The sequence below is a fragment of the Deltaproteobacteria bacterium genome, from assembly GCA_016219225.1.
GTDB lineage: Bacteria > Desulfobacterota > RBG-13-43-22 > RBG-13-43-22 > RBG-13-43-22 > RBG-13-43-22.
In genome coordinates this window covers 1-3785 of record JACRBX010000211.1, presented here as the reverse complement: position 1 = coordinate 3785, position 3785 = coordinate 1, and the positions used below count along the sequence as shown (strand labels likewise).

The following is a 3785-nucleotide window of genomic DNA, read 5'->3' as shown; positions in this document are numbered from 1 at the left end:
TGAACATTACCATTATGCGGGTATTTGTCAGGCTTAGAGAACTGTTGGCCAATCACAAAGAATTAGCTGTCAAGTTGAAGGAATTGGAAGACCGGATTGAAGACCATGATGAAAAAATTATGGCTATCTTCAAAGCCATAAAACAACTCATGGCCCCGCCGGAGACCAAGAAGAGAAAAATAGGGTTCCATCTGAAGGAGAAGCAGGCAATATATGGGAAAATAGCCCGGCAAGGTTGCAATGCTTCCTATTCCAAGTCGGGTTGATTATACTCCATGAAAAAATATTGAGAGGATATCCTGCCGTGCTTTATGGAAAATACAATTTCCAGCTTCTATTAGAATCCGAAGCCCTCCTTCCGCCTTTTAAGGGGTCCACCTTCCGGGGTGTCTTTGGTGTGGCTCTGAAAAAGGTGGTCTGCGCTCTCAAACGGCAGGAATGTGAATCCTGTCTGCTCAGAGAACAATGTGTCTATACAACGGTTTTTGAAATTCCTTCCGGCGAAAACTCAAAAGGCACCCCATCCCCTCCCCATCCCTTCATCATCGAACCGTCCCTTGACAGCCAGACCCATTTCCAGGCCGGGGAAGGGTTTGATTTTAATCTGATCCTTTTGGGAAGGGTCAATGATTATCTTCCCTATTTTGTTTATGCCATTGAACAAATGGGTCAAATCGGGATCGGCCGGCGAATCAACGGAAAACGATCCAGTTTTCAACTCCAACGGATTACAGCCGGGGGGCAGGTTGTTTATGATTCCGAAAATAAACGGCTGAAGGCCGTTCAACCGGATCATCTCACAGTGGAAAAATTTATTGATCCCAATCTTGTCCGATCCAATGAAGAACTATCCTTGAATCTGCTGACGCCTCTGCGCCTTAAATTTGATAACCGGCTCCAGGCTGATCTCCCTTTCCATGTTCTGATCCGGGCCGCCCTGCGACGGATCGCCCTGCTCTGCAATCATTTTGGGGATGGAGAACCCGCTCTCGATTATAAGGGATTGGTGGCCAGGGCCGAAAAGGTTGAAGTCGGGAATTCCTCCCTGGGCTGGTTCGACTGGAAACGCTATTCCAACCGGCAGGAACAATCCATGCTCATGGGGGGAATGGTCGGGGAAATTGCCTACCAGGGCGATTTGAACGAATTCATCCCTTTGATCCGGTATGGCGAAAAGGTCCACCTGGGAAAGGCCACCACCTTCGGCCTGGGCCAGATTTCCATTGTTTCACCCTCTCCACCGGTGGGAGAGGGTGGGGGTGAGGGGGATCACCCACAATGAAAACCATCCTTCTGGCCGTCTGCGGGCTCAGTCCCCAGGTGATCACCGAGACCCTCTTTGCCCTGCATCAAACCGGGCGGCCGGTGGAGGCCATCCATATCCTTACCACCCGGCGGGGGAAAGAAAAGATCCTGTCCATCCTTCTGGAACCGGCGGCCGGACAGTATTTTAAATATCTTCTGGAATATGAACAGGAGATCCGTTCCATTGATTTCGGTCCACCCACCATTCATACCCTTATGGATGAGCATGGTCGGGAGATTGAGGATATCCGGGATGAAAAAGACAACGAACAACTCTTGCGTCTGTGTCTGGACCTGACCTTCTGTTTCACCCGGGATCCCGAATCAGCGGTTTATTTTTCCGTGGCCGGGGGCCGGAAGACCATGAGTTCCTGTCTGGCCCTGGCGGCCCAGATGTACGGCCGGTCCCAGGATCGCCTGTTCCATGTCCTGGTTTCCCCTGAATTTGAAGGCAATCCGGATTTTTTCTATCCCCCGAAAAAGTCCCGTTTGATTGAACTCCGGGATGAAAAAGGGAACCCCTACTACAAGGAGACCCGATATGCCGATGTTACCCTGGTCCATTTACCCTTCGTCTCCATCCGGGAAAGGCTGGGTCAGGAGTATCTCAAAAAACCCTTGGACCCGGCGACCTTGATGATGTCCCTGGTCCGGGAAGAACAAAGCCGGCTGGTGATCAACCTGCTGCAGAAAAAGATCATTTACCGAGGCATGGAATTCGATATGATGCCGGCCCGCTTGGCCCTTTATGCTTTTTTTGCCATGAAGAAAAAAGAGCGCCCATTGCCTCGTGAGGACTGCCAGGCCTGCACGGAGTGTTTTCTGGATATTCAGGGAATCTTTGCCGCTCAAGAGCGGATCAAAGGGCAATACCTTAAACTGGCTGATAAACGGCCGGTGGAGGAAATGAGCAACAGCGGTATCGCTGAATTAAGCGCTGACAATTTTAACATGTACAAAGGCAAAATCCGCAAAGAACTCCGGGACCGCTTCGGCCTGTATGCCCTGAAGGACCTGGATATTATTTCCGTGGGCAGACGGCCCAATACCCGGTACGGGATCGGGATGGATAAGGGGAAGATAGAGATTGTTTATTAATCCGGAAAGGGTTAGATTTTTCTTTCAGTGGGATCATGGTACCCGCAATTGCGGAGAGCGATCATGCCTGGGTCCGGTCCATATTCAAAAGTGATCCGAAGGATTCGAGAGGCATAGGCAATGAATACCTCCTGGCCCCCGACCGGATATTTGGCCAAGATGTTTTTGGCTTTATGAACATTAAGAGAAGGATGACGAGGATTAGCGGCTAAATAAACCAAAGCCTTGTCTATAGTCTTCTGTTCCTTAGACGACAAAATAGCGTAACTTTCCAGGAAGAACGGTTCAAAATGTAGTTGAAAGGGAGGGGCTTTGCCGGGCATAGGGAATTATTTTTTAAACTTTTTCATGGCTTCTGAAGCAGAGGCCGCTCGAATCCCTCTTCGGGTATCCTTGTTTATCTTTAATTCTTTTTGTTCCCATTCAGGAGAAAGTTTTTCCTCTGGAAGACCGGACATGTCCGGGTATTTCCGAACCGTTCGGACGGGATAGAGAATGATTTGTTCCCCTTCGATAAGGTATTCAAATAAAGGCTCTTTTCGGAAGGGCAGGGGAAGGGTAACCCGGCCCCGGGTATCGGTTTTTAAAATATGGATTTCTGACATTGGGTGTTCTCCTGGCTAAAAGATAAAAATGATTTGGATACTATTATATTCCCAAACGTTATGATTGTCAATAATGGGAAATGGAACATTGTTACGACAGCAAGGTTGCAGTGGTTGATTAACCGGGTGGAATATGAAACAATTTAGATCTCAGGTCATTGATATTTTTCAATATAAAATATTTGACAAGTCAGCATGAGGGTGTCCCCCGGCAGGTTCTTGATTATGTAAAAAATAAACGGCCGGACCGTACGCTTGGTCCCTCCTGGGGAGGGAGCAGGGGCGTCAAAGTTGAAACTCTGGATATGAACCATAAGTCTTTTCCTCTTCTCTTTGCATAGAAAAGGGAAAACAGCCCTTCCTAAAAAAGGATTGACAATCCTTCCTCAAAGGAATAATCATAACCCTGATTCCCATCCGCTTTAGTGATCTATTTATTGCAGGTTAATATATAAGAATATTTCTTACAATAAAATACCTTGGCGATTGAAGTCCAGGGCTTTCAGAAACCAGGAGTTGGAGGGTCATCGGAAATGGATTCGGAAAGACGTTTGAAAAGCGTACCGCAACCAACCGGGCCTTTTTCCTTCCTCCAGGATTCGCTGAAAAAGATCCAAAGCGGCTCCTTTCAATTTTTTCTCCAGGCCCGGGACCCCCTGGTCCTGCCGGCCTATAAGGGCTCCACCCTGCGGGGCGGATTCGGCCATGCCTTTAAACGGGTGGTCTGCGCCCTCCGGAATCAGGACTGCCCGGACTGCCTGCTCAAAGAAAAATGCC

6 protein-coding genes are annotated in these 3785 nt (G+C 48.6%); 4 read left to right on the top strand and 2 right to left on the bottom strand.

Annotated elements, in window-relative coordinates:
* From HY879_17935 to HY879_17925, 3 genes are all read left to right on the top strand, one after another.
* Nucleotides 1–266 (top strand): hypothetical protein (locus HY879_17935; protein ID MBI5605220.1); only part of this gene is annotated, 266 nt, incomplete at its 5' end.
* A 38-nt stretch (nt 267–304) separates the two neighbouring features.
* Complete coding sequence (gene cas6, locus HY879_17930) at nt 305–1282, top strand: CRISPR system precrRNA processing endoribonuclease RAMP protein Cas6 (GenBank protein ID MBI5605219.1); 978 nt, start codon at nt 305–307, stop codon at nt 1280–1282.
* Nucleotides 1279–2403 carry a TIGR02584 family CRISPR-associated protein gene (locus HY879_17925; GenBank protein ID MBI5605218.1) on the top strand — a complete coding sequence of 375 codons (1125 nt, stop codon included), beginning with the start codon at nt 1279–1281 and terminating at the stop codon, nt 2401–2403. Before cas6 ends, HY879_17925 begins: the two co-directional genes overlap by 4 nt.
* A gap of 11 nt (nt 2404–2414) precedes the next feature.
* On the opposite strand, the gene HY879_17920 is transcribed toward HY879_17925, so the two are convergent.
* Together HY879_17920 and HY879_17915 are read right to left on the bottom strand one after the other, a co-directional pair.
* Nucleotides 2415–2726 (bottom strand): DNA helicase, encoded by a 312-nt coding sequence (locus tag HY879_17920; protein ID MBI5605217.1) that lies wholly within the window; start codon nt 2724–2726, stop codon nt 2415–2417.
* 6 nt (nt 2727–2732) lie between these two features.
* Nucleotides 2733–3008 (bottom strand): hypothetical protein, encoded by a 276-nt coding sequence (locus HY879_17915; GenBank protein ID MBI5605216.1) that lies wholly within the window; start codon nt 3006–3008, stop codon nt 2733–2735.
* A 533-nt stretch (nt 3009–3541) separates the two neighbouring features.
* On the opposite strand from HY879_17915, the gene HY879_17910 reads away from it, so the two are divergent.
* On the top strand, nt 3542–3785 hold a 244-nt coding region (locus HY879_17910), incomplete at its 3' end, for a hypothetical protein (GenBank protein ID MBI5605215.1).